The organism is Pseudomonas carassii (assembly GCF_036324045.1).
Lineage (GTDB): Bacteria > Pseudomonadota > Gammaproteobacteria > Pseudomonadales > Pseudomonadaceae > Aquipseudomonas > Aquipseudomonas peradeniyensis.
In genome coordinates this window covers 1-26,496 of the sequence record NZ_JAZDCT010000045.1, presented here as the reverse complement: position 1 = coordinate 26,496, position 26,496 = coordinate 1, and the positions used below count along the sequence as shown (strand labels likewise).

20 protein-coding genes are annotated in these 26,496 nt (G+C 64.6%); 12 read left to right on the top strand and 8 right to left on the bottom strand.

The features are described from left to right. The first annotated feature begins 106 nt into the window (after positions 1-106). Positions 107-2,953 (top strand): RNA polymerase-associated protein RapA, encoded by a 2,847-nt coding sequence (gene rapA, locus V0R62_RS24185; protein ID WP_330105506.1) that lies wholly within the window; start codon positions 107-109, stop codon positions 2,951-2,953. A 388-nt stretch (positions 2,954-3,341) separates the two neighbouring features. Further along, positions 3,342-5,606: a putative bifunctional diguanylate cyclase/phosphodiesterase gene (locus tag V0R62_RS24180; RefSeq protein WP_330105505.1), complete on the top strand. Its 2,265-nt coding sequence runs from the start codon at positions 3,342-3,344 to the stop codon at positions 5,604-5,606. On the opposite strand, the gene V0R62_RS24175 is transcribed toward V0R62_RS24180, so the two are convergent. Further along, positions 5,506-6,393 (bottom strand): NAD(P)-dependent oxidoreductase, encoded by an 888-nt coding sequence (locus V0R62_RS24175; protein WP_330105504.1) that lies wholly within the window; start codon positions 6,391-6,393, stop codon positions 5,506-5,508. The two genes, V0R62_RS24180 and V0R62_RS24175, sit on opposite strands and share 101 nt — an antisense overlap. A gap of 193 nt (positions 6,394-6,586) precedes the next feature. On the opposite strand from V0R62_RS24175, the gene V0R62_RS24170 reads away from it, so the two are divergent. Beyond that, entirely contained in the window at positions 6,587-8,770 is a 2,184-nt protein-coding gene (locus tag V0R62_RS24170) for a hypothetical protein (RefSeq protein ID WP_028692116.1), read from the top strand. A gap of 245 nt (positions 8,771-9,015) precedes the next feature. Here the strand turns inward: V0R62_RS24170 and V0R62_RS24165 are convergent, their stop codons facing one another. Beyond that, positions 9,016-9,321: a DUF2288 domain-containing protein gene (locus V0R62_RS24165; RefSeq protein WP_062363838.1), complete on the bottom strand. Its 306-nt coding sequence runs from the start codon at positions 9,319-9,321 to the stop codon at positions 9,016-9,018. 358 nt (positions 9,322-9,679) lie between these two features. Here V0R62_RS24165 and V0R62_RS24160 point away from each other — a divergent pair, with 358 nt between their 5' ends. The 7 genes from V0R62_RS24160 to V0R62_RS24130 all read left to right on the top strand — a co-directional run bounded on the left by V0R62_RS24160 (position 9,680) and on the right by V0R62_RS24130 (position 17,218). Continuing rightward, on the top strand, positions 9,680-10,795 hold the full coding sequence (locus V0R62_RS24160; protein WP_330105503.1) for a branched-chain amino acid ABC transporter substrate-binding protein: 1,116 nt from the start codon (positions 9,680-9,682) through the stop codon (positions 10,793-10,795). A 236-nt stretch (positions 10,796-11,031) separates the two neighbouring features. Further along, on the top strand, positions 11,032-11,955 hold the full coding sequence (gene livH, locus V0R62_RS24155; RefSeq protein WP_028692119.1) for a high-affinity branched-chain amino acid ABC transporter permease LivH: 924 nt from the start codon (positions 11,032-11,034) through the stop codon (positions 11,953-11,955). Next, on the top strand, positions 11,952-13,208 hold the full coding sequence (locus V0R62_RS24150) for a high-affinity branched-chain amino acid ABC transporter permease LivM (RefSeq protein WP_186735313.1): 1,257 nt from the start codon (positions 11,952-11,954) through the stop codon (positions 13,206-13,208). Before livH ends, V0R62_RS24150 begins: the two co-directional genes overlap by 4 nt. After that, a complete protein-coding gene (gene livG / locus V0R62_RS24145; RefSeq protein WP_084856089.1) occupies positions 13,205-13,972 on the top strand; it encodes a high-affinity branched-chain amino acid ABC transporter ATP-binding protein LivG in 768 nt (255 codons plus the stop codon). The genes V0R62_RS24150 and livG overlap by 4 nt, the downstream gene beginning before the upstream one ends. Continuing rightward, a complete protein-coding gene (locus V0R62_RS24140; RefSeq protein WP_011532591.1) occupies positions 13,973-14,674 on the top strand; it encodes an ABC transporter ATP-binding protein in 702 nt (233 codons plus the stop codon). It begins immediately after the preceding gene. A gap of 155 nt (positions 14,675-14,829) precedes the next feature. Continuing rightward, on the top strand, positions 14,830-15,507 hold the full coding sequence (locus V0R62_RS24135) for a COG3650 family protein (protein WP_050704229.1): 678 nt from the start codon (positions 14,830-14,832) through the stop codon (positions 15,505-15,507). 103 nt (positions 15,508-15,610) lie between these two features. Next, positions 15,611-17,218, top strand: coding sequence for an NAD(P)/FAD-dependent oxidoreductase (locus V0R62_RS24130; RefSeq protein WP_186735315.1), 1,608 nt, complete (start codon positions 15,611-15,613; stop codon positions 17,216-17,218). Positions 17,219-17,290: 72 nt separating this feature from the next. On the opposite strand, the gene V0R62_RS24125 is transcribed toward V0R62_RS24130, so the two are convergent. After that, on the bottom strand, positions 17,291-17,755 hold the full coding sequence (locus V0R62_RS24125; protein ID WP_050704227.1) for an outer membrane lipoprotein: 465 nt from the start codon (positions 17,753-17,755) through the stop codon (positions 17,291-17,293). A 148-nt stretch (positions 17,756-17,903) separates the two neighbouring features. Between V0R62_RS24125 and V0R62_RS24120 the strand changes: the two genes are divergently transcribed. After that, positions 17,904-18,134 (top strand): hypothetical protein, encoded by a 231-nt coding sequence (locus tag V0R62_RS24120; protein WP_050704226.1) that lies wholly within the window; start codon positions 17,904-17,906, stop codon positions 18,132-18,134. A 110-nt stretch (positions 18,135-18,244) separates the two neighbouring features. Here V0R62_RS24120 and pdxH read toward each other — a convergent pair whose 3' ends face one another. The 5 genes from pdxH to dinG all read right to left on the bottom strand — a co-directional run bounded on the left by pdxH (position 18,245) and on the right by dinG (position 25,760). Next, entirely contained in the window at positions 18,245-18,892 is a 648-nt protein-coding gene (gene pdxH / locus V0R62_RS24115; protein ID WP_330105502.1) for a pyridoxamine 5'-phosphate oxidase, read from the bottom strand. A 19-nt stretch (positions 18,893-18,911) separates the two neighbouring features. Then, complete coding sequence (locus V0R62_RS24110) at positions 18,912-19,889, bottom strand: OmpA family protein (RefSeq protein ID WP_330105501.1); 978 nt, start codon at positions 19,887-19,889, stop codon at positions 18,912-18,914. Positions 19,890-19,988: 99 nt separating this feature from the next. Next, the gene (locus tag V0R62_RS24105) at positions 19,989-21,134 is read right to left on the bottom strand and encodes a serine hydrolase domain-containing protein (protein ID WP_050704223.1); all 1,146 of its coding nucleotides are present in this window, start codon (positions 21,132-21,134) and stop codon (positions 19,989-19,991) included. Between the two features lie 171 nt (positions 21,135-21,305). Continuing rightward, the gene (locus tag V0R62_RS24100) at positions 21,306-23,534 is read right to left on the bottom strand and encodes a beta-galactosidase (RefSeq protein WP_330105500.1); all 2,229 of its coding nucleotides are present in this window, start codon (positions 23,532-23,534) and stop codon (positions 21,306-21,308) included. 81 nt (positions 23,535-23,615) lie between these two features. After that, a complete protein-coding gene (gene dinG / locus V0R62_RS24095) occupies positions 23,616-25,760 on the bottom strand; it encodes an ATP-dependent DNA helicase DinG (RefSeq protein WP_330105499.1) in 2,145 nt (714 codons plus the stop codon). A gap of 98 nt (positions 25,761-25,858) precedes the next feature. Between dinG and V0R62_RS24090 the strand changes: the two genes are divergently transcribed. Further along, on the top strand, positions 25,859-26,323 hold the full coding sequence (locus V0R62_RS24090) for a CopD family protein (protein WP_186716121.1): 465 nt from the start codon (positions 25,859-25,861) through the stop codon (positions 26,321-26,323). Positions 26,324-26,496: the final 173 nt, after the last annotated feature.

Below are 26,496 nucleotides of genomic sequence, written 5' to 3'. Positions count from 1 at the left end.
CGGGACGGTGTTCGTCGATGAAAGCGCTAGACTCTTCACATTCATTGGTCTGGCGAAGCCGATCCGTTAACATAGTCGGCTTTTTCATCGCGGGAGTTTTGGCAGTATGGCGCAGCAGTATCAACCGGGGCAACGCTGGATCAGCGACAGCGAAGCCGAGCTCGGTCTTGGGACCATCCTGGCGCAGGATGGCCGCCTGTTGACCGTGCTCTACCCGGCCACGGGCGACACCCGCCAGTACTCGCTACGCAATGCGCCGCTGACCCGCGTGCGCTTCTCGCCCGGCGACCTGATCACCCACTTCGAAGGTTGGAAGCTGACCGTGCAGGAGGTCGAGGACATCGACGGTCTGATGGTCTACCACGGCATCGACGGCCAGAACCAGCCGCGCACGCTGCCCGAGACACAGCTGTCGAACTTCATCCAGTTCCGCCTGGCCAGCGATCGCCTGTTCGCCGGGCAGATCGACCCGCTGTCGTGGTTCTCGCTGCGCTACAACACCCTGCAGCACACCAGCAAGCAGATGCTCTCGTCACTGTGGGGCCTGGGCGGCGTACGCGCCCAGCCCATCGCCCACCAGCTGCACATCGCCCGTGAAGTGGCCGACCGCATCGCCCCACGGGTCCTGCTGGCCGACGAAGTGGGCCTGGGCAAGACCATCGAGGCGGGCCTGGTGATCCACCGCCAGCTACTGTCCGGGCGCGCCAACCGCGTGCTGATCCTGGTGCCCGAGAACCTCCAGCACCAGTGGCTGGTGGAAATGCGCCGACGCTTCAACCTGCAGGTCGCGCTGTTCGACGCCGAGCGCTTCATCGAGAGCGACGCCAGCAACCCGTTCGAGGATGCCCAGCTGGCGCTGGTGGCCCTCGAGTGGCTGGTCGAGGACGAGAAGGCCCAGGACGCGCTGTTCGCCGCCGGCTGGGACCTGATGGTGGTCGACGAGGCCCACCACCTGGTCTGGCACGAGGAGCAGGCCAGCGCCGAATATGCGCTGGTCGAGCAACTGGCCCAGGTCATCCCGGGCGTGCTGCTGCTCACCGCCACCCCGGAACAGCTTGGCCAGGACAGCCACTTCGCCCGCCTGCGCCTGCTCGACCCCAACCGTTTCCACGACCTGGCCGCCTTCCGCGCCGAGAGCGAAAACTATCGCCCGGTCGCCGAAGCGGTGCAGGAACTGCTCGACGAAGGCCGTCTGTCGGCCAAAGCCCACGCGACTATCCAGGGCTTCCTCGGTGCCGAAGGCGAAGCCCTGCTGGCCGCGATCAGCGATGGCGACAGCCAGGCTAGCGCCCGCCTGATCCGCGAGCTGCTCGACCGCCACGGCACCGGCCGCGTGCTGTTCCGTAACACCCGCGCGGCGATCCAGGGCTTCCCCGAGCGCCAGCTGCACCCCTACCCGCTGGCCAACCCCGACGCCTACGCCGAGCTGCCCTCGGGCGAGCGCGCCGAGCTGTATCCGGAAGTGGCCTTCCAGGCCCAGGGCGAGACCGGCGACGACGAACGCTGGTGGCGTTTCGACCCACGGGTCGACTGGCTGATCGACACCCTGAAGATGCTCAAGCGCACCAAGGTCCTGGTGATCTGCGCCCACGCCGAGACCGCCATGGACCTGGAAGACGCCCTGCGCGTGCGTTCCGGCATCCCGGCCACGGTGTTCCATGAAGGCATGAGCATCCTCGAGCGCGACCGCGCCGCTGCCTACTTCGCCGACGAGGAATTCGGCGCCCAGGTGCTGATCTGCTCCGAGATCGGCAGTGAGGGCCGCAACTTCCAGTTCGCCCATCACCTGGTGATGTTCGACCTGCCGGCCCACCCCGACCTGCTCGAGCAGCGCATCGGCCGTCTCGACCGGATCGGCCAGAAACACACGATCCAGCTGCACATCCCGTACCTGCAGGACAGCCCGCAGGAGCGCCTGTTCCAGTGGTACCACGATGGCCTTAACGCCTTCCTCAACACCTGCCCGACCGGCAACGCCCTGCAGCACCAGTTCGGCCCACGCCTGCTGCCGCTGCTGGCCGACAGTGACGAGAAGAGCTGGAGCAAGCTGGTGGCCGAGGCCCGCGCCGAGCGCGAGCGCCTGGAAGCCGAGCTGCACACCGGCCGCGACCGCCTGCTGGAACTCAACTCCGGCGGCGCCGGCGAAGGCCAGGCGCTGGTCGAGGCCATTCTCGAACAGGACGACCAGTTCGCCCTGCCGATCTACATGGAAACCCTGTTCGACGCCTTCGGCATCGACAGCGAGGACCATTCGGAAAATGCCCTGATCCTCAAGCCGAGCGAGAAGATGCTCGACGCCAGCTTCCCGCTGGGCGACGACGAAGGCGTGACCATCACCTACGACCGTGGCCAGGCGCTGTCGCGCGAGGACATGCAGTTCCTCACCTGGGAGCACCCGATGGTCCAGGGCGGCATGGACCTGGTGCTGTCCGGCTCGATGGGCAACACTGCGGTGGCGCTGATCAAGAACAAGGCGCTCAAGCCTGGCACCGTGCTGCTCGAACTGCTCTACGTCAGCGAGGTGGTGGCTCCGCGCAGCCTGCAACTGGGCCGCTACCTGCCGCCGGCCGCGTTGCGCTGCCTGCTCGACACCAACGGCAACGACCTGGGCCCGCGGGTGGCGTTCGAAACCCTCAACGACCAGCTCGAAAGCGTGCCCAAGGCCAGCGCCAACAAGTTCGTCCAGGCCCAGCGCGACGTGCTGGCCAAGCGCATCGCCGCCGGCGAGGCCAAGGTCCTGCCGACCCACGACGAACGCGTGGCCCAGGCCCGGCAGCGGCTCACCGCCGAGGCCGACGAGGAACTGGCGCGCCTGACCGCGCTGAAGGCCGTGAACCCGAGCGTGCGTGACAGCGAGATCGATGCCCTGCGCAAGCAGCGTGAAGAAGGGCTGGCGGCGCTGGACAAAGCGGCGCTGCGTCTTGAGGCGATCCGAGTGCTTGTAGCGGGTTGATCATTGCAGGACAAGCCGGCTCCCACGGGAACATTGCTGCACCTTTTGGGAGCCGCTGTCTTGCAGTGTGATCAGGACTCACACATCCCCTGTAGGAGCGGCCTTGTGTCGCGAAAGGGCCGCAAAGCGGCCCCGGCGATCTTTGCATGAACGCTGAAATTCTGGGGCTGCTTCGCAGCCCTTTCGCGACACAAGGCCGCTCCTACAAGGATCGTGCGGGGCAGCGATATCCATTTAGACCATCCAGCTATTGCCTTCATATCCAAATGGTAGAAATCAAAGTGCCATTAATCAGGAAGGCTTAAGCACCCGTTTCTATACTCCTGCAGGAACAGTCTCCATCTGTGCTTTTTTGGGGACGAGTGAAGACTCGACGAAGAGGCCTGCAATGGAGTGGCTGGGACTGCAATTGTTCGCCGAGCTGCCGGCGACCGGACAGATCATCCTCGACTGCCGACACAACCCCTTCCTGGTGCTGCTCGCCTTCATCGTGGCCAGCGCCGCCTGTTTCGCCACCCTGGACATGAGCGAACGCCAGAGCCACTGCGAAGACCGCTTCGCGCGTCGGCAATGGCGAGTGCTTGGCGCCTGCTGCCTGGCTGGCGGGATCTGGGCCATGCACTTCATCAGCATGCTGGCGTTCCAGGCACCGCTGGAGATCCACTTCGACGCGCCGCTGACCGGTTTGTCGCTGCTGGTGGCCCTGCTCGCCGCCTGGCTGGCGATGAACAGCCTCAACCGCAGCGAAATGCGCCTGCGTCACTACCTGCAGACCGCACTGTTCATCGGTCTGGGCATCAGTGTCATGCACTACACCGGCATGGCCGCCCTGCAGACCAGCGCCCAGCAGTACTACCAGACCGGCCTGCTGCTCGCCTCCGTCGCCATTGCCGTGCTCGCCAGCCTGGTGGCGCTGCTGATGGCCCGTTACTTCAACAAGGGCAGCGGCACCCTGCACCTGCTGCTCAAGTACGGTGCCAGCCTGCTGATGGCCGGGGGCATCGTGCTGACCCATTTCACCGGCATGGCCGCCATGACCCTGGTGATTCCCGGCGAAACCGCCCTGCGCCTGCCCTCGACCGACAACAGCCTGCAACTGGCGCTGACCATCGCCGTCATCACCCTGCTGATCAGCGGCGGCAGCATCAGCGCGGCGCTGGCCGACAAGAAGCTGCAGAGCAAGGAGCACGACCTGCGCCGGGTCAATGTGCTGCTCAGCCAGCTCGACCAGGCCCGGGCTTCGCTGCAGCAGGCCGCCCACTACGATGCCCTGACCAACCTGGTCAACCGCCGCGGCTTCAACCAGGTGTTCGCCGAGCGCCTGGCCGAACAGGCCGCCCATGAGGGCATGCTGGCGGTGATGTTCCTCGACATCGACCATTTCAAACGCATCAACGACAGCCTCGGGCATGCCGCCGGCGACGAGCTGCTCAAGGTGATCGCCGGCCATATCAAGGCCGCAACCCGCGGCCAGGACCTGGTGGCGCGCTTCGGTGGCGACGAGTTCTGCATCGTCACCAGCCTCAACAGCCGCGACGAGGCCCGCCACCTGGCCCAGCGCATCATGCAGCGGATGAAGGAGCCGATCGACCTGGCGGGCCGGCGCATGGTGATGACCACCAGCATCGGCATCAGCATCTTCCCAGACGACGGCCAGAGCACCGAGGAACTGCTGAAGAACGCCGACCTGGCGCTGTACCAGTCCAAGGGTTGCGGGCGCAACAGCCTGAACTTCTTCAACAATGGCCTGAAGACCCGCGCCACCCTGGAGCTGCAACTGGAGGAGGAACTGCGTGTGGCGCTGTTCGAGGAACGCGGCCTGTGCGTGCACTACCAGCCGATCTTCGACCTGCGCAGCGGCCAGGTGGCCAAGCTCGAGGCCCTGGTGCGCTGGCAGCACCCGCAACACGGCCTGCTCAGCCCTGACCGCTTCATTTGCATCGCCGAGGCCAACGGCCTGATCGCCGAACTGGACCTGTGGGTGCTGCGCCGGGCCTGCGAGGATCTGGCCCAGCTCAATTGCCATGGCTATGGCGAACTGAAGGTCACGGTGAACTGCTCGGCACTCACCCTCGGCCGCGAAGAACTGGCCACCGAGGTGGAGATGGCGCTGTTCCAGGCTGGCCTGGCGCCGCGCCAGCTGGAGCTGGAGGTCACCGAAAACGCGCTGATGGGCGACATTCACCACACCATCAGCCTGCTCAAGCGCATCCGCGCCCAGGGCGTGGCGCTGTCGATCGACGACTTCGGCACCGGCTATTCGTCACTGGCCTACCTCAAGCGCCTGCCACTGGATGTGCTGAAGATCGACCGCTCGTTCATCCAGGATGTGCCAGGCAGCCAGAAGGACCGGGAGATCGTCCAGGCGATCATCATCATGGCCCACACCCTGCACCTGAAGGTGGTCACCGAAGGCGTCGAGACCGTCGAGCAGCATGAGTTCCTGGCCAGCCATGGCTGCGACTACCTGCAGGGCTACCTGCTCAGCCGGCCGGTGCCGCTGTCCGAGCTGCGGCCGATTCTCGAACGGCTCGACCGCCAGCCGGGCGAACTCAGTCCTTGTTGCGATACAGCGCTACCAGGGTCGCCGGATCTTTTTGCAGATAACCCTGGCTACCGTGCAGGCGCATCAATTGCGCGGCGAGGCCACTGAGCGGCGTCGCCGAGCCCTGCTCGCGGGAGAATTTCACCGCAGTGTCGAGGTCCTTGAGCAAGGTCCGGACATGCCACTTGACCGGTTCGAAGCGGCTCTCAGCCATTTGCGGGGCAAGGATCTGCAGCGGCCTGGAGTCAGCGAATCCACCGGCCAGCGCCTCGGCGATCAGCCGCGCATCGACCCCCGACTGCTCGGCCAGCGCCACCACCTCGGCGATCACCAGCGCATTGCAGGCCACGATCATCTGATTGCACGCCTTGGTCACCTGGCCGGCGCCCACCGCGCCCATGTGCGTCACCCGCTGGCCCAGGGTCAGCAGCACCGGCCGCGCCCGCTCCAGGTCGCCGGCCTCGCCGCCAACCATGATCGCCAGAGTGCCGGCCTCGGCCCCAGGCGTGCCACCGGACACCGGCGCATCGAGCCAGGCCATGCCGCACAGGGCGGCCAGCTCGGCAGCCATCTCCCGGGTGGCGGTCGGCTCCAGGCTGGAGAAGTCCACCAGCAGCTGGCCGTGGCGACCGCCCTGGACGATGCCCTGGTCACCGAACACCACCTCGCGCACCACCGCCGTGTCGGCCAGGCACAGCAGCACCATGTCCGTCGCCTGGCACAGCTCGGCGGGGCTGGCGGCCAGCCGCGCACCAGCGGCGACCAGCTCGGCGCACTTGTCCGGGCTGCGGTTCCACACGGTCAGCGGATACCCCGCGGCCAGCAGCCGACGGCACATCGGCAGGCCCATCAGACCGATCCCGGCAAACCCCAACGAAGGCAATGCAGTACTCATGAGCAACTCCAGATTAAAGAAGCGTGACAAACGGACGATGCAATGCGGGTGCGAAAGGAAAAACCTTAGTCCGCCTAAGGAAACCCCCTATCGCATAAGAAAAAGACGCACTGATAAAGTCGCGAAATTTCTCCGTGATGGCTAGATGACATGCATCACCGGGAAGCCAACCACTCCAGGCAAATGGCGCACTATGACCTCTACGAACACTTCTGCCAATGCGGTCCCCGAGCCGACCCTCAGCCCCACTTCGCTGACCGCCGGCAGTGCTCGAGACCTTCCCGCCGCCCGCAGCATGCCGGCGCAGCAGTACCTGTACTTCACCGAACAGGACATCCAGCGCATCCTCGACAACCTCGACGGCCTGCGTGACCTGGTGTTCCCGCCGAACCTGCACGTGGAGGACGAGGACCAGCTGCGCCTGGAGCAGCAGTTCCCGTCGGTATGCCTGATCGGCCTGGGCCGCTGTGGCTCGAACATCGCACTGGACGTGGCGGAACTGGTGTACAACGCCCGCACCTTCTTCCTCAACGAGTACAACAACGAGGACCGTTTCAAGGGCGAGGCCGGCTACAGCCCGGCGCGCTGGATCCGCCAGAACCTGCGCCTGGTGCAGAACAAGGCCGCCAAGCCGGTGTTCCTGGTCGAGCCGCTGGTAATGCTGGGCGACCTGGACAAGGACATCGCCGGGCGCATCCGTTTCTCGCGCAAGGGCGAGCGTGGCGGCTTCCTGCGCGACTACAGCAAGATGAAGATCATGGACCTGTCCGAGGTGCATGCCGGGGGCGCCGGTAACGCGCCGATCCTCGGCCAGTACCTGGCCAAGATCATTCTCAACAAGGACACCCAGCGCTTCTCCAGCGCCGACTGGAAGCTGATCCACTCGTACCTGATCGACTCCTGCGGCATCAAGGCCAACCAGTCGCGCCTGTACTTCTACATCTTCAGCGCCGGCGGCGGCACCGGCTCGGGCATGGCCTCGGAATTCGGCCTGGCCCAGCAGTATTCGTACATGAACAAGACCTTCGATACCAAGCCGGCCGACGAGAACGACGGCAAGAGCGGGCACTCGTTCGTCTTCGAGCCGATCTTCACCAGCGGCATCTGCGTGCTGCCCAACGCCTCCGACCACCGCAGCGAAATGTCCGAAGCGCTGCACATCAACGCCGGGCGCCTGTTGTGCAAGTACCTGTCTGAGGAATGGGATTTCTCGTACAACTTCGACAATGAAGACAGCAGCGAAGCCAGCGTCATGGGCCGCATCCGCCCGTGGAACGCGATGATGCTGATCTCCAACGACATCATGCGCTACGCCGAGGAGAGCGATGACGGCACGATCCAGAACATCGACGTCAACGCCATGGAGAAGCACGCCAACCAGTACATCTCCCAGCAGATCTTCAACATTCTCACCGCCCAGGCGGTGACCACCGACTACGACCAGAACTACTTCCGTCGTGCCGGCATCGACATCGGCGAGACCATTCGCCTGGACGCCAACGACCTGTTCATGAGCCTGGCCGGCCCCGTGGCCATCGCCTACGCCGAGTCGGTGGTGCCGGAAGTGCCGCCGGCGGGGTCGGACAAGTTCAAGGTGTTCGAGCGCGAGCAGCCGCGCCTGGACATCGACGACCTGTTCTTCCGCTCCATCGACCTGCCGCACTTCAACAAGCAGACCCAGGCCATCGAAGGCATCAGCCTGCTGCCGATCGAGTCGCGCCGCTACCGCGCCGCGCTGGAGCAGTACCAGGCCTCGGGCTACGACGCCGCGGCCCTGCACGATCTGCACTTCTTCAAGAACTGCTCGTCGGTGGTGTCGATCGTCTCCCTGCCCAAGGACTACAAGCTGTCGTACATGGACCTGAACCGGCTCAAGACCCACCTCAACAGCCTGTTCCCCAACACCACGCTCAAGCGCTACGCGCTGGTGATCGGCGCCTCGGCCAACCTGTCGCTGACCACCCTGATCGCCAAGAGCCCGTGCCTGTCGGACGACTTCCTGACCCTGATCGTGGCCTTCATCAAGCGTTGCTTCGCGCGCAACCCGTACCGCTTCGACGACACCATGGACAACGCGATCCTGGAGTTCATCACCAGCGAGCATTTCGACGAAGACAGCATCGACGACCTGCTCAACGAGTTCGAGAATCCGGCGAAGATCCTCGACACCAACTGGTACGCGATCAAACCGATGTACGAGAAGAAGTACCGCGAACTGATCAACGACAAGAGCCGGTTCGTGTCGATCAACGATATCCGCCTGTCGCGCGAGTGCGTGAAGAAGGCGGTGAAGTACCTGCGCGAGATCTTCCGCCACCGTATCGGCAAGACCCGGGTGATTTCGCTGAACAGCCATACCGGGCGCGTGGATTACTGATAGAGCAGGGGCCACTTAGTGGCCCTTTCGCGGCACAAGGCCGCTCCTACAGGAAATCGCGCCCTCCTGTAGGAGCGGCCTTGTGCCGCGAAGGAGCTGCGCAGCAGCCCCATTTACGCATTCCGTAAACTGTTACCGCCCCGCCAAATCACCCCGCCACTGTTACCAACTTCCACCTTACGTGAGCGTCAATGCGCACCAGAGCGGGGCGCTTGCGCATTTTTGCGCACTAAAAAAGCGCGTGCTTATTCCGCTTTCTTCGCCTGGATCACGATGAACGGCGAAACCACCACTGCCCAGATCTCTGGATCGCGGGTTTGCAGGTCGAGCGCCTGCTCGGCGGAAACCGCTCCGACAGTGCCATCATTACGCCACTTGGCGAAGATCTCGCTGCGATTCTCGGCCATCGCCTCGGCAACGGTGATCAGGTCGAGGCTGGGGTCGACCCAAATCAGGTCACCCTTGGCCCAGAAACGCTCCAGGGCTTTCCACTCGATGACGGCGGTCTCGCCGAGCAATTTGGCATAGAGGGTGCTTACTTGATCAGTCATGGGTTTACCTGCGCAAAGATCGTCCAACAAAAAGGCCGGCATTTTTGCAGAAAAACCTGGTTTCAAATACGTAATTTGGTCGATCAGGCCCGAACTTGTGGGGGCGGGCCGCAGATACCGGCAAAGTGATGGCGCTTTTCTGTATCTTTATGTCGACCAGGCGACACCCCTCGAAACAGACGCTTTTCGCCCGCTTTTCAAGCGCTCGGACGGCGCTCTACACTGTACCGGTACAGTTCCGGGACATGTTCCGGGGGAAGGTGGGCTCACGGCATGGCGTAGCCAGGCCGTAGATCCCGCCCGGTCTGTAGCCCTGGCCTCAGGACTATAAGAATTACAACAGAATGAGTGGAGCACTATGATCAAGATTTCCAAGCTGTTTGCCGCGATGGTTCTGGCCGGAGTCGCCAGCCATTCGTTTGCCGCCGACACCATCAAGATCGGCATCGCCGGTCCCAAGACCGGGCCGGTGACCCAGTACGGCGACATGCAGTTCGTCGGCGCCAAACAGGCCATCAAGGACATCAACGCCAAGGGCGGCGTCGATGGCAAGATGCTCGAAGCCAAGGAATACGACGACGCGTGCGACCCTAAACAGGCCGTGGCCGTCGCCAACAAAGTGGTCAACGATGGCGTCAAGTACGTGATCGGCCACCTGTGCTCCAGCTCCACCCAGCCTGCGTCCGACATCTACGAAGACGAAGGCGTGATCATGATCACCCCCGCCGCCACCTCCCCGGACATCACCAGCCGTGGCTACAAGATGGTCTTCCGTACCATCGGCCTGGACAGCGCCCAGGGCCCGGCCGCCGGCAACTACATCGCCGACCACGTCAAACCGAAGGTCGTTGCGGTCCTGCACGACAAGCAGCAGTACGGCGAAGGCATCGCCACCGCGGTCAAGACCACCCTGGAAGGCAAAGGCACCAAGGTTGCCGTCTTCGAAGGCCTGAACGCCGGTGACAAGGACTTCTCCTCGATCATCCAAAAGCTCAAGCAGAACAACGTCGACTTCGTCTACTACGGCGGCTACCACCCGGAGCTGGGCCTGATCCTGCGCCAGGCGCAAGAGAAGGGCCTGAAAGCCAAGTTCATGGGGCCGGAAGGCGTGGGTAACGACTCCATCTCGCAGATCGCCCAGGGCGCTTCCGAAGGCCTGCTGGTCACCCTGCCGAAATCGTTCGACGCCGACCCTGCGAACAAGGCCATCGTCGACGCGATCAAGGCCGACGGCAAGGACCCGAGCGGTCCGTTCGTGTTCCCGGCCTACTCGGCTGTCCAGCTGATCGCCGAAGGCATCAAAGCCGCCAAGTCCGAAGACGCCGACAAGGTGGCTGCCGCCATCCACGCCGGCACCTTCAAGACCCCGACCGGCGACCTGTCCTACGACGCGAAAGGCGACCTGAAAGACTTCAAGTTCGTGGTCTACGAATGGCACTTCGGCAAGCCGAAGACCGAAGTCTCCCCTCAGTAACTGCGTGACTAATAGCTGACCGAGAAGCCCACTGTGCGAGCAGTGGGCTTTGTTTTACGAGGTTCTATGGACCTGATTCCCGTGATCCGGGAGCCGGTTCACCTGAAAATCTTAAAACCGTCACCCGCGGTTTCCTGGTTGTGCCCGCACAAGATCACGTGGCGTAGACCACGAGAACATGGGCCGGGGTCATCCCCCGCCAGAGAAATGCAAATCAGGTTTTTAGGAGCGCTGTAATGCCTGAGATCTACCATTTCCTACAACAACTGGTTAACGGATTGACCATCGGCAGTACCTACGCGCTGATCGCCATCGGTTACACGATGGTGTACGGCATCATCGGCATGATCAACTTCGCCCACGGCGAGGTGTACATGATCGGTTCCTACGTGGCCTTCATCGCCCTCGCCGGGCTGGCCATGATGGGCATCCACTCGTTGCCGATCCTCATGACCGTGGCCTTCGTCGCCACGATCTTCGTCACCAGCGCCTACGGCTACAGCATCGAACGGGTCGCCTACCGGCCGCTTCGCAACAGCAACCGGCTGATCCCGCTGATCTCCGCCATCGGCATGTCGATCTTCCTGCAGAACACCGTCCTGCTGTCGCAGGATTCGAAGGACAAGTCCATCCCCAACCTGATCCCCGGCAGCTTCTCGTTCGGCCCGGGCGGCGCTGAGGAAGTGCTGGTCTCGTACATGCAGATCCTGGTGTTCGTGGTGACCCTCGTCGCCATGACCTGCCTGACCCTGTTCATCTCCCGTTCCCGCCTGGGCCGCGCCTGCCGCGCCTGCGCCGAGGACATCAAGATGGCCAACCTGCTGGGCATCAACACCAACAACATCATCGCCCTGACCTTCGTCATCGGCGCCGCGCTGGCGGCGGTGGCGGCCGTGCTGCTGAGCATGCAGTACGGGGTGATCAACCCCAACGCCGGTTTCCTGGTGGGCCTGAAGGCCTTCACCGCGGCGGTACTGGGCGGCATCGGCAGCATCCCGGGCGCCATGCTCGGCGGGCTGGTGCTGGGCGTGGCCGAAGCGTTCGGCGCCGACATCTTCGGCGACCAGTACAAGGACGTGGTGGCATTCGGTCTTTTGGTTCTTGTCCTGCTGTTCCGGCCGACCGGCATCCTGGGCCGCCCGGAGGTTGAAAAAGTATGAACAGAAATCTCAAACAGGCGTTCTTCAGCGCCTTGCTGGTCTGGGCCGTGGCCTTCCCGGTGCTGGGCCTGAAACTCAGCATCGACGGCATCAGCCTGATCGTGCACAGCCAGGGCTCGTTCACCATCAGCATCATCGCCGCGTGCTCGGTGCTGATGTTCCTGCGCGTATTGTTCGACAAGCAGTGGAGCGCGGTGATGGGCCGCCGCTCGGAGCGCAAGCTGGTACCGCCTTCGGTGACCAACTTCCTCACCCTGCCGAAGACCCAGCGCTGGGTCATCATGGGGCTGATCGTGGCGGCGCTGATCTGGCCGTTCTTCGGCTCGCGCGGCGCGGTCGACATCGCCACGCTGATCCTGATCTACGTGCTGCTGGGCCTGGGCCTGAACATCGTGGTGGGGCTTGCGGGCCTGCTCGACCTGGGTTACGTCGGCTTCTACGCCGTCGGCGCCTACAGCTACGCGATGCTCTCGCACTACCTGGGCTGGAGCTTCTGGGTGTGCCTGCCGATCGCCGGCCTGATGGCCGCCACCTTCGGTTTCCTGCTCGGCTTCCCGGTGCTGCGCCTGCGCGGCGACTACCTGGCGATCGTGACGCTGGGCTTCGGCGAAATCATTCGCCTGTTCCTGCGCAACCTCACCGACTGGACCGGCGGCCCCAACGGCATCAGCAACATCCCCAAGCCGGAGTTCTTCGGCCTGACCTTCGAACGTAAAGCTGCCGAAGGGATGCAGACCTTCCACGAGTTCTTCGGGCTGGAATACAACTCGATCAACAAGGTGATCTTCCTCTACCTGGTGGCCCTGCTGCTGGCACTGCTGGCGCTGTTCGTCATCAACCGCCTGCTGCGCATGCCGATCGGGCGTGCCTGGGAAGCGCTGCGTGAAGACGAGATCGCCTGCCGCGCGCTGGGCCTGAACCCCACCGTGATCAAGCTCTCGGCGTTCACCCTGGGTGCCTGCTTCGCCGGTTTCGCCGGCAGCTTCTTCGCCGCCCGCCAGGGGCTGGTGACACCGGAGTCGTTCACCTTCATCGAGTCGGCGATCATCCTCGCCATCGTCGTGCTGGGTGGCATGGGTTCGCAGCTGGGCGTGATTCTCGCGGCCATCGTGATGATCCTGCTGCCGGAGATGATGCGTGAGTTCAGCGAATACCGGATGCTGATGTTCGGTGCGCTGATGGTGTTGATGATGATCTGGCGTCCGCAGGGCCTGCTGCCCATGCAACGTCCGCACATGGAGCTGCCGCGATGAGCCGCGAAATTCTGCAAGTCAGCGGCCTGAGCATGCGCTTCGGCGGCTTGTTGGCGGTCAACGGCGTGGGCCTGACCGTCAAGGAAAAACAGGTGGTGGCATTGATTGGCCCGAACGGCGCCGGCAAGACCACCGTGTTCAACTGCCTCACCGGCTTCTACAAGCCCAGCGGCGGCACCATCCTGCTCGACGGCCAGCCGATCCAGGGCCTGGCCGGCCATCAGATCGCCCGCAAGGGCGTGGTGCGGACCTTCCAGAACGTGCGCCTGTTCAAGGAAATGACCGCGCTGGAAAACCTGCTGATCGCCCAGCACCGTCACCTGAACACCAACTTCTTCGCCGGCCTGTTCAAGACCCCGAGCTTCCGCCGCAGCGAGAAGGAGGCCATGGAGCGCGCGCAGTATTGGCTGGAGAAGGTCAACCTGACCGAGTTCGCCAACCGTACCGCCGGCACCCTTGCCTACGGCCAGCAACGGCGCCTGGAAATCGCCCGCTGCATGATGACCCAACCGCGGATCATCATGCTCGACGAACCGGCCGCCGGCCTCAACCCCAAGGAGACCGAGGACCTCAAGGCCCTCATCGCCTACCTGCGCGAATCCCACAACGTGACCGTGCTGCTGATCGAGCACGACATGAAACTGGTGATGAGCATTTCCGACCACATCGTGGTGATCAACCAGGGCACGCCCCTGGCCGATGGCACGCCGGAAGAGATTCGCGGCAACCCTGATGTGATCAAGGCCTACCTGGGGGAAGCGTAAATGCTGAAGTTCGAGAACGTTTCCACCTTCTACGGCAAGATCCAGGCGCTGCACAGCGTCAACGTGGAGATCAACCAGGGCGAGATCGTCACCCTGATCGGTGCCAACGGTGCCGGCAAGTCGACCCTGCTGATGACCCTCTGCGGCTCGCCCCAGGCGAGCAGCGGCAGCATCAAGTACCTGGGCGAGGAGCTGGTCGGCCAGTCGTCCTCGCACATCATGCGCAAGAGCATCGCGGTGGTGCCTGAAGGCCGCCGCGTGTTCTCGCGCCTGACCGTCGAGGAAAACCTGGCCATGGGCGGTTTCTTCACCGACAAGGGCGACTACCAGGAGCAGTTGGACAAGGTCCTGCAGCTGTTCCCACGCCTGAAGGAACGCTACATCCAGCGCGGCGGCACCATGTCCGGCGGCGAGCAGCAGATGCTGGCCATCGGCCGGGCGCTGATGAGCAAGCCCAAGCTGCTGCTGCTCGACGAACCGTCGCTGGGCCTGGCGCCGATCATCATCCAGCAGATCTTCGACATCATCGAACAGCTGCGCCGCGATGGCGTGACCGTGTTCCTGGTGGAGCAGAACGCCAACCAGGCGCTGAAGATCGCCGACCGGGCGTATGTGCTGGAGAACGGCAAGGTGGTGATGCAGGGCACCGGTGAAGCGTTGCTGACCGACCCTAAGGTGCGCGACGCGTACCTCGGGGGTTGAATGATCAAAGGGCCTTCGGGCCCTTTTTTCTTGCGCCTGCGCGGGCCTCATCGCGGAGCGCCGATGCGACTTGCCCCGCGATGAGGCCCTTGTGATCCATGCGCACCCTGCGTAACGTGGCCAGCTCTTTTGCAACGTCTCCCGGAGCCCGCCCCATGCGCCTCACCCCTTCCCTGCTGCTTACCGCCCTGCTACCGCTGTTCGCCGGCTGCCAGATGCTGGCCGAAAAACCGGTCGACCCGAACCTGGGCACCACCCGCATGCAAGGCGAACTGAGCGCGGCCGGCGGTCATCTGCTGTTCAAGCCCTGCAGCGAAAGCCGTCGTTTCATCGTCAACGACGTTGCCGCCACCGGCATCCTGCAGGAAGCCGCCAACCTGGCCGACGACGCCGGTGACAAGCTGTTCGCCGACGTCCGCGCGCGCATGACCGGCAGCAAGCAGGCCGGCAGCGACGGCCAGCTCGACGTGACCCGCCTGTACCGCCTCGAAACCTCCGAGTATTCCGGCTGCGAAGATCCGAACTTCAAGCAACTGACCCTGCGTGCCGGCGGCCACGAGCCGGACTGGGACATCAAGGCCAGCGGCAAGGGCATGGTGCTCAACCGCATCGGCCAGGATCCGCTGGCGCTGCCCTACCTGGAAGAGGCAATGCCCGGCGGTGGCCTGAGCCTGTCCAGCGAGGCCAACGGCCAGCGCGTCGAGCTGTGGGTCGCGCCGCAGCGCTGCGTCGACGGCGCCACCGGTGCCATCCGCCACCTCAAGGCCGAGCTGCGCATCGACGGTAAGACCCTGCAGGGCTGCGCCTACTACGGCGGCGCCCGCGACCTCTGATCGCCAGGCACTTTTATCCTGCCAGTCGGGGCGGCTAACAGCTTATACTTGGCGGTTTGTGTAAAGCTGCCGGCCGCCCATGGCCGGGATACTGGACCCTGCCATGCTACGAATCACCGAACTGAAGCTGCCCCTGGACCACTCCGACGACGAGCTGCGCGCCGCCATCGTCCAGCGCCTGGGCATCAGCGATGAGCAACTGCTCGGTTTCACCCTGTTCAAGCGCAGCTACGATGCGCGCAAGAAGAACAGCGAGCTGCTGTTCATCTACACCATCGACCTTGAAACCAGCAACGAAGACGAACTGCTGCGCCGCTTCGAAGGCGACGCCAAGATCGGCGTGGCCCCGGACGTCAGCTACAAGTTCGTTGGCCAGGCCCCGGCCGAGCTGCCTGCGCGCCCGATCGTGGTCGGCTTCGGCCCCTGCGGCATCTTCGCCGGGCTGTTACTGGCGCAGATGGGCTTCAAGCCAATCGTGCTCGAGCGCGGCAAGGAAGTGCGTCAGCGCACCAAGGACACCTGGGGCCTGTGGCGCAAGAGCGTGCTCAACCCCGAGTCCAACGTGCAGTTCGGCGAAGGCGGCGCCGGCACCTTCTCCGACGGCAAGCTGTACAGCCAGATCAAGGACCCTAACCACCACGGCCGCAAGGTGCTGGAAGAGTTCGTCAAGGCCGGCGCCCCGGACGAGATCCTCTACATCAACAAGCCGCACATCGGTACCTTCCGCCTGACCAGCATGGTCGAGAAGATGCGCGAGGAAATCATCACCCTGGGCGGTGAAGTGCGCTTCGAGCAGAAGGTTACCGACCTGCTGATCGACGGCGAACAGCTCACCGGCGTGGTACTGCAGAGCGGTGAACAGCTGCACTCGCGGCATGTGGTGCTGGCCTTGGGGCACAGCGCCCGCGACACCTTCCGCATGCTCCACGCCAAGGGCGTGTTCATGGAAGCCAAGCCGTTCTCGGTCGGTTTCCGTATCGAGCACCCGCAGTCGCTGATCGACAAGGCGCGCCTGGGCAAGTACGCCGGCCACCCGAAACTCGGCGCCGCCGACTACAAGCTGGTGCACCACGCCAAGAACGGTCGCTCGGTCTACAGCTTCTGCATGTGCCCAGGCGGCACCGTGGTCGCCGCCACCAGCGAACCGGGCCGCGTGGTCACCAACGGCATGAGCCAATACTCGCGTAATGAGCGCAACGCCAACTCCGGTATCGTCGTCGGTATCGACCCCGAGCGCGACTACCCGGGCGGCCCACTGGCTGGCATCGAGCTGCAGGAACGCCTGGAGGCCCATGCCTACGTGATGGGCGGCAGCAACTACCAGGCACCGGCGCAGTTGGTGGGCGACTTCGTCGCCGGCCGCCCGTCCACCGCACTGGGCAGCGTCGAGCCGTCCTACAAGCCGGGCGTGACCCTGGGCGACCTGGCCCCGAGCCTGCCTGACTTCGCCATCGAGGCGATCCGTGAGGCGCTGCCGGCCTTCGACCGCCAGATCAAGGGCTACAACCTGCACGATGCGGTGCTGACCGGCATCGAGACCCGCACCTCGTCGCCGCTGCGCATCACCCGTGATGCCAGCTTGCAGAGCCTCAACCTCAAGGGCTTGTTCCCGGCGGGCGAAGGCGCGGGCTACGCTGGCGGCATTCTTTCGGCCGGCGTGGATGGCATCCGTATCGCCGAAGCGGTGGCGCGGGACATGCTCGGCCTGTAATCCGATCGCGGCTACAGGCAAAAGAAAACCCCGAACAGGCCAAGCCCGTTCGGGGTTTCTTTTGTACGGCGATCAGTGAGTGACGCGGCTGGTGCCATCGACGGTCATGATGCGCACGCGCTCGCCCACGCGGAAAACCTCGTTCTGCTGCACTTGCTGCACATAGGCGCGCATGCTGCCATCGTCTTCACGCACGGTGATCTCGACGCCCTGGGTGCGGGTCAGGCCCTCTTCGGCGGCGGAACCTGCCAGGCCACCGGCCACGGCACCGATCACCGCAGCCACGACGCTGCCACGGCCGCCACCGATGGCGCTACCGGCGACACCACCGACGATGGCGCCGGCGCCACCACCGATCGGGGTCTTGGTGCCTTCGATCTTCACCGGACGCAGGGATTCGATGGTACCCATGCGCACGGTCTGCACGCGGCGGGCCTCATCACGGGAGTAGCTGTCGCCGGTCAGCGACGACTGGCAGCCGCCCAGCAGCAGCGACACGGTGGTGAAGCTGGCCAGCAGCAAAGCGGATTTACGCATGGGGTCAATCTCCATAAGACAGGTGTCCATTAGACTCCGCGCCTTGACAAGTGTCACGGCGCAAACGTTATAAAATTGTTTTCATTCAGCCTGGGTACAGCCTATGCCGGCTGTGTGGCGGGCCTTTTACGTGAGACCAAGGATAGCCATGGATTACTTCATCGTCGTCGTGGTGACTATCGCCGGCCTGTATTTCCACGGGTGGCTGTATGTGCGCATGCGTCGCTGGATGGACCGGGACCTGGCGCTGTCGCTGGCCGGGGAGGATCCGGCGAAGCGGGATTTCATGCTCGAGTTGCTGGAACGGGCGCGGGTCGAGAAGGTGCGGCGCAAGGAGTTGGCGGCGTGGCTGGAGCGGGAGGCGGCGGGGTATCGGTAATGCTGGGGCTGCTTTGCAGCCCATCGCGGCACAAGGCCGCTCCTACAGGGTTACGCGATTCCTGTAGGAGCGGCCTTGTGCCGCGATGGGCCGCACAGCGGCCCCAGATGTCAGGGCGCCAAACGCTCGCGCAGCCACTGGCCATCGATCAGTCGGTAGTTCAGCCGATCATGCAAGCGACTGGCCCGCCCCTGCCAGAACTCGACACGCTCCGGCACCAGGCGATAGCCGCCCCAGTGTTCCGGGCAATGCGGTTGCGTATCGGAAAAGCGCGCCTCGGTGGCCTTGACCAGCCCTTCCAGTTCCTCGCGGTCGGCAATTACCCGACTCTGCGGCGACGCCCAGGCGCCCAGGCGGCTGCCCAGTGGGCGTACCTGGTAGTAATCGTCCGACTCCTTGGCCGTGACCTTTTCCACCCGCCCTTCGATCCGCACCTGGCGCTCCAGCGCCGGCCAGAAGAAAGTCATGGCCGCGAACGGGTTCGCCGCGATGTGCTGGCCCTTGGCGCTTTCATAGTTGGTGAAGAAAGTGAACCCTCGGGCATCTAAGGCCTTGAGCAACAGCACCCGGCAATGCGGGCGGCCGTCGGCGTCGACGGTCGCCAGGGTCATGGCGTTGGCTTCCACCGGTAGCTGCTCGGTCTTCACCGCATCGGCGAACCAGTGGTGGAACAGCGCGAACGGCTCCCCCGGGGCCTGGGCTTCGGCCAGGCCATCACGGGTGTAGTCGCGGCGCATATCGGCCAGGGATTGGGTCATGACTGCGTTTCCTTGACGATCAGTTGGTCTTCGCAGGGCTGTTGGCGGCGACTTTCTTGTCGGTGGCGGCCTTTTTCGCGGCTGGCTTGGCCGGGGCGGCTTTCTTCTTCGCGGCGGTGCTGGCCTTGGCCGGTGCCTTGGCCTTGGCGGCCGGCTTTTTCGCAGCCGGCTTGGCAGCGGCCTTGGCGGCTGGCTTGGCCGCCGGGGCCTTGGCATCCTGGGTGGCGACCATAGCCGCCGGGGCCGGTGCCGGGGCGGCCTGCTGGTACTTGGCCAGCAACGCGACCATGGTGTTCTGTGGGGTCAGCAGCATCTCGACGCGGCGGTTCAGGGCGCGGCCCTCGGCGCTGTCGTTGGCGGCGCGCGGCATCACCGAGCCCATGCCCTTGAGCATCAGGCGGTCACGCTGCAGGCCGCTGAGACGGAAGATCGCCGACACCGAAGCAGCACGCTCGAGGCTGAGCTTCTGGTTGGCGACGGTGGCACCGCTGCTGTCGGCGTGGCCGAGGATCAGCACGGCGGTCTTGGTGTCGGTCTCGATGGCCTTGGCCACCTGGGTGATCGGACCGAGGGTAGCCGGCAGTAGCATGTTCGGGCGGTCCGGGTTGTAGGAGCTGTCTACCGGAATGGTCACCGCCAGCACATCTTCACGGCGTTCGAGTTCGAACTTGCTGCCCTTGATCGCCTCGCGAACCTTCGGCTCGTACTGGTCGAGCCAGGCCTGGGTGGCCTTCTGGTCGATCTTCGGCACCGCCGCGACCTTGTCCTTTTTCTCGTCGCTACCGAACGGCCACCACCAGCGGCTGGCGCTTTCGGACTTGGCATCGGCCTTGGCGACGTTTTCGACAACGGCCTCCTTCACTTCCTTGTCGGCGACCTTGTCCGAGCCAAAGGGCCACCAGTTCAGGCCACTGTCCTTGGAAGCGTCCTGGGAATGGCTGGCGCAGCCGGTCATGGCCAGGCACAGGGCGAGTGCTAAGGTTTTATGTGAAGACATCAGCGATACACCATGAAATAGAAAGAAATTTTGCCCATACGCGTCAGGCGTTGGCATTGAGGATAGTCAAAGGGTCCGGGCAATACCCGCGTTACCCGATCAAAGGCAACTGCCAAGGACCCGCACCAGGCGTTGGGCACGCGGGTCCATCAGCACGTAGGGGCCCAGGGTATTGGTGACGAAGCCAAAGGCCACGTCGTGTTCGGGGTCGGCGAAGCCGACCGAGCCACCCGCGCCGGGATGACCGAATGCCCGTGCGCCAAGGCCGAAAGTGGCGTTGGCCACCTCTGGCTGGTCGAGCATGCAGCCCAGGCCGAAGCGGGTCTGGGTCAACAGGGTGCGGTCCTGGCCGAGGCTGTGCTCGCGGGTCAGTTCGTCGAGCAGCTCGGACTCCAGCAGGCTGCCGTCGAGCAGGCCGGCATAGAAGCCCGCCAGGCTGCGGGCGTTGCCGTGGCCATTGGCCGCCGGCTGCTGCATGCGCCGCCATTCGGGCTTGTTGGTGCTGGTGAGGATCGCCGGTGGGTTAGTGAAAGCCCGAGTCGACAGGGCCTCGGGCTCGCGCATCGTGACCTGCAGCAGGCGTTGGGCTGCGGCATCGCCAGGGTTGCCCTTGCCGCGGGCGATATGCGCCACGCGATGGAATTCGTCGTCCGCCAGGCCAACATGGAAATCCAGCCCCAATGGCCGGGCGGTGCGGGCCACGATCGAGTCACCCGGGCCACGACCGTCGGCGCGACGGATCAACTCGCCGATCAACCAGCCATAGGTGATCGCCGCATAACCGTGTTCGCTGCCGGGCGTCCACCAGGGCGCTTCGGCGGCCAGGGCATCGACCATGGCCTGCCAGTCGTACAGTGCCTCGGCCGGCAGCAGCTCACGGATGGCCGGCAGGCCGGCGCGATGGCTGAGCAGCTGGCGCAGGGTGACCTGCTCCTTGCCGGCCTGGGCGAATTCCGGCCAGTAGCGTGCCACCGGCGCATCGAGGGCCAGCTTGCCCTCGCCCACCAGTTGCAGGGCGGTCACGGCGGTGAAGGTCTTGGTGCAGGAGAACAGGTTGGCGATGGTGTCGCTGTGCCAGGCCTCGCGGCCGTCCTTGTCGGCGCTGCCAGCCCACAGGTCGACCACGGTCTCGCCGCCGACCTGGATGCACAATGCGGCACCACGCTCCTGGGGATCCTCGAACAACGCGGCGAAAGCATCGCGCACCGCCTCGAACTTCAGCTCATAGTGACCCTGGATCTGCACCCGACTACCTCTCTGTACGGCCTGGCTTGCAAAGGGGTGCATTGTTTCAGTAGTTGGGCGATTTGCAAACTGGATATGGCTGGGTGGTTGTCGGGGGCGTGCCTATATTCCCTGGTCTGACGCTATCGCGGGGCAAGCCCGCTCCCACGAAAGCGCTGCCAGGGACAGCACTCATTTTTTGGGGGCGGGCTTGTCCAGTTCGGTGCGTAGCTGCGTGAGGCTCTGCAGGTTGCTCCGGCGCACCGCCTCGACGAAGCCCGGGTAGCTCACGTCGGTGATGGCCACCAGGCCCAGGTGGCCGTTCTCGCCGTCCAGCAGCCTGCCGCTGGCCGGCTGGTCGAGGTACTGGAACCAGTGAGCGCCAACGATCATCGGCTGGGCCATGGCGGCCTTGAGGAAGTTGGCGTAGGCCGAGCCGCGATCTTCCTCGCGGGCCACTTCCAGCGGGCCTGGCCAGAACGGACCACGGTCGCGTGAACCGAACTGGAACTCCGAGACCAGCACCGGCTTGTCCAGCTCGGCCAACCGAGCGAAGTCGTAGCCGTCTTCAGGCTTCAAGGTATAGAAGTTGAAGCTCAGCACATCGCAGAACCTGGCGCAGGCAATTACCGCCTCGGGCGTGCTGACCGCATAGCGCCCGCCCAGCAGCAGATGGTTGGGCGCATGCCATTTCAGGGCATCGGAAATGGTCTTGAAATAGGTTTCGGCGAACACCTGCTGGAAATACTGGTAGTCACGCTCGATTTCCGGGTGTTCCGGGTTGGGCAAGGGCGCCTCGAAGCCTGGGTCTTCCATCAGCTCCCAGGCGGTCAGCTCGATCCCCCAGGCCTTGGACAAGCCTTGCTGGTTGCGGTACTTGTCGCGCAGCTGCTTGAGGAACGCGCGCTTGGCCGGCACATCGGTGGTCAGGCGCAAGGTGCCGTAGGCCAGGCCGTAGCGTGCCTTGGGATCGTCGCCGGGGGCAGCCCAGGCCAGCTCGTTGTCGGCGAAATAACCGATCAGCCAGGGGTCGTCGCGGTGATCCCGGGCGGCGATGGCCACGGCGCGCTCGGTGGCCATGGCGAAGCGCGGGTCAAACGGATCGGGCATGCGGCCCCACCAGTCCATGCCGGTACTGATGCTGGCGTAGTCACCGACGATCGACAGCGGCAAAGTGTACGGCAGGCGCCTGGCCTGCCCGAGGGCCGGGTCGCTCCAGTTGCCGAGGGTGTTGAAGCCCCAGGCCTGCAGGCGGTCCAGGGTGTGGGCCTGCCAGCGTTGGGCGTCCAGGGCCGGCGCCGGGCAGGCCGTGCCATCCTGCGGGCAAGGCTTGCCATAGGTGCGCTGCAGGTTGGCCGCATAGAAATCGAACCAGCGCCCTTGCTTGAAGCCCCGGCCCTGAGACGAGGCATTGCCGTCGTCGTTGTTGCCTTCGCCGTAGAAGGCGTTCATGGCTTCGCCCTCGCCTGGCAAGCCCTTGAACATGCCTTCGCGGCCGGCGACATAAGTGCGCCCGCCATCGGCGGCAACGGCATTGACGCCGAGCGAATAGAACGGATGCCCGTCGGGCGTCACCAAGTACCAGCGCCCGTCGCGCTTCTCGGTGCGGAAGAAGCCCTTGGCTTCGAACGTCGGCCCCGCGAGCAGGCCGCCATAGGTATCCAGCTTGAGCTTGTCCCGTTCGGCCAGCCAGGCCTTGAGTTGTGCCTGCTCGCGGTTGTCGGCGGCCTTGAGCTGCTCATCGCCGACGATCTTCTCCGGCCAGCGGCCCCGAGTCGACTGCCCATAGGCATCGATCAATTCGCTGTAGGCGGCCTTGAACGCCTGGTCGTCATCCTGCAGGCCGACTTTCTCGATCAACAGGCTCTGGGCCACCTTGGGGCCGGGAATGCTCAGGCTGATCGAAGTGACCTGCGCCAGGTCCACCGCGCCTTCGCTGCTGGTGAGCAGCAGGCGTTGCCCCTCGAAGGTCCAGGGCATCGGTGGCCCGGCGCGCATGCCCTGGCTCAGCGGCGAACTGGCCTTGAGCGGAATCATCACGGTCTGCGCGGGCCCGGCCGGCAGGTCGATGCGGCTGGTGAGGGTACGTCCGTCGCTGCTTTGCACCGTCACATCGACGGTCAGTGCCCAGTCCATCCCGCTCTGCAGGCGCAGGGTCAGTGCCTGGCCGGCGCTCCAGTCCCACGCTCCGCCTTGCGGCGCGAGGCGCAGGGTCGGCTGCGCCACCGGGTTGAACACCACCCGCCGCAACACTTCGCCTTCGGCCGTCTGTTCCGCGTTGTACTGCGGCAGGCTGGCGTCCTGGGTGAGGACATTCACCACCGAGGCCGGGCGCACGAAGCTGAACAACGTCTGTTGCCCGGCCAGCAAGGGCGCACTGAACAACAGGGAGAACACGACAGGCAGGGTGCGGCGGATCATAGGGCGATGACTCTCCTTCGGAGCCCGTCATGGGCTCGCAATCGAGTAATGGACAACGGGTTGTGCGTCTTGCTCCGGCGCTCAGCCGATTTCCCGTCGGAAAGGTGGCAGCGCATTGAGGATAGCCTTGCCGTAGCGCTGCGTGACCAGACGACGATCGAGCAAGGTGATGACGCCACGGTCCTGCTCGGTGCGCAGCAGCCGGCCGCAGGCCTGGATCAGGCGCAGCGAGGCATCGGGCACGGCGATTTCCATGAACGGGTTGCCGCCACGGGCCTCGATCCATTCGGCCAACGCGGCCTCGACCGGATCGTCCGGCACGGCGAAGGGGATCTTGGCGATCACCACGTGCTCGCAGTAGGCGCCCGGCAGGTCGACACCCTCGGCGAAACTGGCCAGGCCGAACAGCACGCTGTGCTGGCCGTCGTCGACCCGCGCCTTGTGCTTGTTCAGGGTCTCCTGCTTGGACAGGTTGCCCTGGATCAGCACCAGCTTGCGCCAGTCCCGGTCCAGGCCGTCGAACACGTCCTGCATCTGCTTGCGCGAGGAGAACAGCACCAGTGCGCCACGCGCGTCCTCGACGATACCCGGCAACTCGCGAATGATCGCCGCGGTGTGCGCCGTGGCGTCCCGCGGGTCGGCGCCGAGGTCGGGTACCCGCAGCAGGCCGGCGTCGCCATGCACGAACGGACTGGGCACCACGCACTGCACCGCGTCGCGGGGCAGGCCCGAACGCATGCGGAAGCGGTCGAACTTGCCCAGGGCGGTAAGCGTCGCCGAGGTCACCAGGGCGCCATAAGCGACGTTCCACAGGCTCTTGCGCAGCATCTCGGCGGCCAGGATGGGGCTGGCGTTGACCTCGATGTCGAACAGCGCGCCGCTTTCGGCCAGGGTCAGCCAGCGGGCCATGGGCGGATTGTCTTCCGGGTCTTCGGCAGTGAACGCGGTCCACAGCTCCCAGTTACCCTGGGCGCGGGTCACCAGGCTGCCGAACAGCGGGTACCACTCCTCGGCCTGGTGGCTGGCGATACCGATGCTGTTCTCACTGTCCATGCCTTCCTTGAGCAGGTCGGCCAGGCGGGTGAACAGGTCGTTGAGGCGAGCGAAGCCTTTCTTGAGCTCGATGCCGACCTCGCGGATCTGCTCAGGCACCACCCCGCCTTCGAAACGGTAGCGCGGGCGGTCACGGCCTTCCATGTCCTCGCCAGTGCGGAAATCCGCCACCTGTTCGCAGAGGGTGAACATGAACTGCTGCTGGGTGCGGATCTCCCGCGCCAGTTCCGGGACCTGCTCGATGTACTTGCCAAGGTCGCCCGGCAGCGGATGCTGGGCCAGCAGCTTGGTCAGGTTCTTGGCGGTCTGCTCCAGCCAGTCGGCGGTGGAACGCAGGCGCGAGTAGTGGGCGAAGTGACCGATGGCCTTGTCGGGCAGGTGGTGGCCTTCGTCGAACACGTACATGGTGTCACGCGGGTCGGGCAGCACGGCGCCACCGCCCAGAGCCAGGTCGGCCAGGACCATGTCGTGGTTGGTGACGATCACGTCGACCTTGCCCATGCCTTCACGGGCCTTGTAGAACACGCACTGCTGGAAGTTCGGGCAATGCCGGCCGGTGCACTGGCCATGGTCGGTGGTCAGGCGAGCCCAGTCCTGGTCCTCGATGGTTTCGGACCAGCTGTCGCGGTCGCCGTCCCAGCGATTGCCGGCGAGCTTCTCGATCATGCTGTTGAACAGCTTCTGGCTGCGCTCGTCGACCTCGATGCGAAAGCCTTCTTCCTCGAACAGCTGGGCGGTGGCCGACTGGGCATGGCCTTCCTGCAGCAGGACGTCGAGCTTGGACAGGCACAGGTAGCGGCCACGGCCCTTGGCCAGGGCGAAGCTGAAGTTCAGCCCGCTGTTGCGCATCAGGTCGGGCAGGTCCTTGAAGACGATCTGCTCCTGCAGGGCCACGGTCGCGGTGGCGATCACCAGGCGCTTGCCGGCGGCCTTGGCGGCGGGGATCGCGGCCAGGCTGTAGGCGACGGTCTTGCCGGTACCGGTGCCGGCCTCGACGGCCACCACGGCGGGCTCGCCGGCACGGCGGCCGTCGTCGTCACAGGCGATGTCGCCGAGCACCTTGGCCACTTCGGCGATCATCAGGCGCTGACCGTAGCGTGGCTTGAGGCTTTTGGCTTCGAGGAAACGCGAGTAGGCGCCCTGGATGGTGGCTTTGAGTTCGTTGCTGATCATGGTCTGCAGGCGCCCGGAGGGCTGGATATATTTTCAGTGTTTCGCATGGGCCGGCTATCATACCCCGCTATTGCCCTTTGTGCCGCATGGAGATCCGGATGCTTGCCTTTGCCCTGCCCTACACCTTGCATGTCCTGGCCGCCCTTGTCTGGGTCGGGGGGATGTTCTTCGCCTGGCTGGTGCTGCGACCGGCAACGGTTGCCGCGCTGGAGGGGCCTGCGCGGCTGCGGTTGTGGGTGGAGGTTTTCCAGCGGTTCTTCAGATGGGTCTGGCTGGCGGTAGCGGTGTTGGCTGTCAGCGGGGTCGGGATGATTCACCTGCGGTTTGCCGGGTTCGAGACCGCGCCTCGTTACGTGCAGGTGATGATTGGCGGGGGGATTGTCATGTTTGCGTTGTTCATGCGGGTTCAGTCTTTGTTGCTGCCTGAACTGCGGACGGCGGTGGAGGCTGGGGATTGGGCCTCGGGGGCTGGGGTGCTGGGGCGGATTCGGCGGTTGGTGGGGGTTAATTTGTTGATTGGGGTGTTGGTGGTGGGGGTGGCTAGTTCGCGGGTTTGGGTTTGAGAGGTTCGGGTTCGGGTTCAAAGATGATTGTTTTGGTTTTTGTAAGCGCATTCGTAGGTGATGTCGACATTTAGTCACCTTTCCGCCCTTACGGCGGGTTACTTTGGTCTTGGCCAAAGTAACCAAAGCCGCCCCGCTCCGTTCATCCGGCCCCTGCGCTTCGCTCCGGGGTT

Excerpts from the sequence above, each read along its gene's own strand:
- V0R62_RS24140 (WP_011532591.1), top strand. The coding sequence starts at position 13,973 with ATGCTGAAGTTCGAGAACGTTTCCACCTTCTACGGCAAGATCCAGGCG.
- livH (WP_028692119.1), top strand. The coding sequence starts at position 11,032 with ATGCCTGAGATCTACCATTTCCTACAACAACTGGTTAACGGATTGACC.
- V0R62_RS24165 (WP_062363838.1), bottom strand. The coding sequence starts at position 9,321 with ATGACTGATCAAGTAAGCACCCTCTATGCCAAATTGCTCGGCGAGACC.
- V0R62_RS24160 (WP_330105503.1), top strand. The coding sequence starts at position 9,680 with ATGATCAAGATTTCCAAGCTGTTTGCCGCGATGGTTCTGGCCGGAGTC.
- V0R62_RS24180 (WP_330105505.1), top strand. The coding sequence starts at position 3,342 with ATGGAGTGGCTGGGACTGCAATTGTTCGCCGAGCTGCCGGCGACCGGA.
- V0R62_RS24100 (WP_330105500.1), bottom strand. The coding sequence starts at position 23,534 with ATGATCCGCCGCACCCTGCCTGTCGTGTTCTCCCTGTTGTTCAGTGCG.
- V0R62_RS24090 (WP_186716121.1), top strand. The coding sequence starts at position 25,859 with ATGCTTGCCTTTGCCCTGCCCTACACCTTGCATGTCCTGGCCGCCCTT.
- V0R62_RS24130 (WP_186735315.1), top strand. The coding sequence starts at position 15,611 with ATGCTACGAATCACCGAACTGAAGCTGCCCCTGGACCACTCCGACGAC.
- pdxH (WP_330105502.1), bottom strand. The coding sequence starts at position 18,892 with ATGACCCAATCCCTGGCCGATATGCGCCGCGACTACACCCGTGATGGC.
- livG (WP_084856089.1), top strand. The coding sequence starts at position 13,205 with ATGAGCCGCGAAATTCTGCAAGTCAGCGGCCTGAGCATGCGCTTCGGC.
- V0R62_RS24120 (WP_050704226.1), top strand. The coding sequence starts at position 17,904 with ATGGATTACTTCATCGTCGTCGTGGTGACTATCGCCGGCCTGTATTTC.
- dinG (WP_330105499.1), bottom strand. The coding sequence starts at position 25,760 with ATGATCAGCAACGAACTCAAAGCCACCATCCAGGGCGCCTACTCGCGT.
- rapA (WP_330105506.1), top strand. The coding sequence starts at position 107 with ATGGCGCAGCAGTATCAACCGGGGCAACGCTGGATCAGCGACAGCGAA.
- V0R62_RS24110 (WP_330105501.1), bottom strand. The coding sequence starts at position 19,889 with ATGTCTTCACATAAAACCTTAGCACTCGCCCTGTGCCTGGCCATGACC.
- V0R62_RS24135 (WP_050704229.1), top strand. The coding sequence starts at position 14,830 with ATGCGCCTCACCCCTTCCCTGCTGCTTACCGCCCTGCTACCGCTGTTC.
- V0R62_RS24170 (WP_028692116.1), top strand. The coding sequence starts at position 6,587 with ATGACCTCTACGAACACTTCTGCCAATGCGGTCCCCGAGCCGACCCTC.
- V0R62_RS24175 (WP_330105504.1), bottom strand. The coding sequence starts at position 6,393 with ATGAGTACTGCATTGCCTTCGTTGGGGTTTGCCGGGATCGGTCTGATG.
- V0R62_RS24125 (WP_050704227.1), bottom strand. The coding sequence starts at position 17,755 with ATGCGTAAATCCGCTTTGCTGCTGGCCAGCTTCACCACCGTGTCGCTG.
- V0R62_RS24150 (WP_186735313.1), top strand. The coding sequence starts at position 11,952 with ATGAACAGAAATCTCAAACAGGCGTTCTTCAGCGCCTTGCTGGTCTGG.